At 68.8% G+C, this 1,886-nt stretch carries 2 protein-coding genes; both read left to right on the top strand.

Annotated elements, in window-relative coordinates; all coding sequences use genetic code 11:
• On the top strand, positions 1 to 1,112 hold a 1,112-nt coding region (locus tag JCM9942_RS14950; RefSeq protein ID WP_054660634.1), incomplete at its 5' end, for an amino acid permease.
• Positions 1,113 to 1,500: 388 nt separating this feature from the next.
• The gene (locus tag JCM9942_RS14945) at positions 1,501 to 1,764 is read left to right on the top strand and encodes a hypothetical protein (protein WP_054660632.1); all 264 of its coding nucleotides are present in this window, start codon (positions 1,501 to 1,503) and stop codon (positions 1,762 to 1,764) included.
• Positions 1,765 to 1,886 lie beyond the last annotated feature (122 nt).

Genomic DNA, 1,886 nt, shown 5'->3' with positions numbered 1-1,886 from the left:
GATGCCACTGGCGGCCACCGGCCGGGGCCACCGTGGGCTGGCTGTGGTGGGCGCAGCTGGTGGTGGTGATCGCGGCCGAATCGGTGGGCGCGGCCGGCCTGCTGGCCACGGTCTGGCCACAGCTGTCGGTGCCACTGACCTCGCTGGCGTTCATGCTGGTGTTCACCGCGATCAACCTGCTGGGAGTGCGGAACTACGGCGAGTTCGAGTTCTGGTTCGCGATCCTCAAGGTCGGCGCGATCATCGCCTTCATCCTGGTCGGCATCGCGCTGCTGCTGGGTCTGCTGCCGGGCGTGACCTCGCCGGGGCTGGCCAACTTCACCGCCCATGAGGGGTTCATGCCCAAGGGCCTGGCCGGTATCGGTGCGGCGCTGCTGGTGGTGATCTTCGCCTTCGGCGGCACCGAGATCGTGGCCGTGGCCGCGGCCGAAACCCAGGACCCCGAGCGCAGCCTGGCGCGCGCCATCCGCACCGTGGCCTGGCGCATCCTGGTGTTCTACATCGGTTCGATCGGCGTGATCATCGCCGTGGTCCCGTGGAACAGCGCCTCGCTGAAGTCACCGTTCGCCGCCGTGCTGCAGGTGGCCAATATTCCCGGCGCCGCTACCGCCATCACCCTGATCGCGGTGATCGCCCTGCTGTCGGCACTCAACGCCAACCTCTACGGCGCTTCGCGGATGATCTACTCGCTGGCCGAGCGCGGCGAAGCCCCGCGCTGGCTGGCGCGCACCAACGCCCGCCAGGTGCCGGTGATCGCGGTGCTGGCCAGTGTGCTGTTCGGCTTCGCCGCCACCGTGCTGGAACTGCTGTTCCCCGACCAGGTGCTGCCGGTGCTGCTCAACGTGGTCGGTTCCACCTGCCTGCTGGTATGGACCATCACCCTGGTCTCGCAGCTGATCCTGCGCCGCCGCGCCGAGCGGCGGGGCACGCCGCTGCCGTTCCGGATGGCCGGTTTCCCGTATCTGACGGTGCTGGCGCTGGCGATCCTGACGCTGATCTTCGCCCTGCTGATGGTCTCGCCGCAGACCCGCATGCAGTTCCTGTCGATGGCCGCGCTGACCGCCTTCATCGCCCTGTGCAGCGCGCTGGCGCGGCGCGCCCGCGGCGGCTGAACATGCCGGATCGGGCTGTTCACCGGCCCGCCGCGAGAGCGGGCTTGTTTTAACGCGAAACTAACGGCAGGCTGCGCCCATCCGAGGCCAGCCATGCCGATTGAAGACCCAAGCGTCGACCCCCACATCGCCCCCAACGCCACCTTCGCGCAGCCGTTGTGCGGGAAGTCGGCCGGCGGCTGGCTGGCGTCCGGGCGCGGCAAAAATCACCTCCGATGCACCCGATCCGGGCTATCAACGCGGGTATCGCAATGCACAGGTTGGGCCCGACGTGACCGCACCGGCCCGCAACGCATCGCCCTGGCCTTCGCCGGGCGGGCCGCATTGACCTGACTTCCCCGCTCCGCACCGTCCCTTTACCCCTCCCCTGCAGCCTTATCGCAACGCCATGATCGACCTAGACGACCTTATCGAGCGCGCCATCGACCCTTCCGCCGTGAAGCTGGAAGGCACCCTGACCAATCCGCCCTCCTTCGGCGTGTATGCCATCACGAACGACGAGGACGGCAGCACCCATTACCGCTTCGGCAACCACCCGGTGCGTCTGCACGAGCTGGAAGACAAGTTCGGCGCGGCCGAGCTGGAATACCTGTTCCTCAACCGCGAGGACGCTGCGGCGATGACCGCCGCGCTCAACCGTCCGGAGCAGTAAGCCGCGCCTCGCGGCTCACTTCAGCCCCAGCCGTTTGGCCAGCCGGTTGAGGTTGGCGCGGTCCAGCCCCAGCGCGCGGGCGGCCTCGTCCAGCTGCCGGCGTGCCGCTCCAGACTGGCGGC

This window comes from Stenotrophomonas pictorum JCM 9942, from assembly GCF_001310775.1.
In the GTDB taxonomy this organism is placed as follows: Bacteria; Pseudomonadota; Gammaproteobacteria; order Xanthomonadales; family Xanthomonadaceae; genus Stenotrophomonas; species Stenotrophomonas pictorum.
This window is presented reverse-complemented; position numbering and strand designations above follow the sequence as displayed.

Excerpts from the sequence above, each read along its gene's own strand:
- JCM9942_RS14945 (WP_054660632.1), top strand. The coding sequence starts at position 1,501 with ATGATCGACCTAGACGACCTTATCGAGCGCGCCATCGACCCTTCCGCC.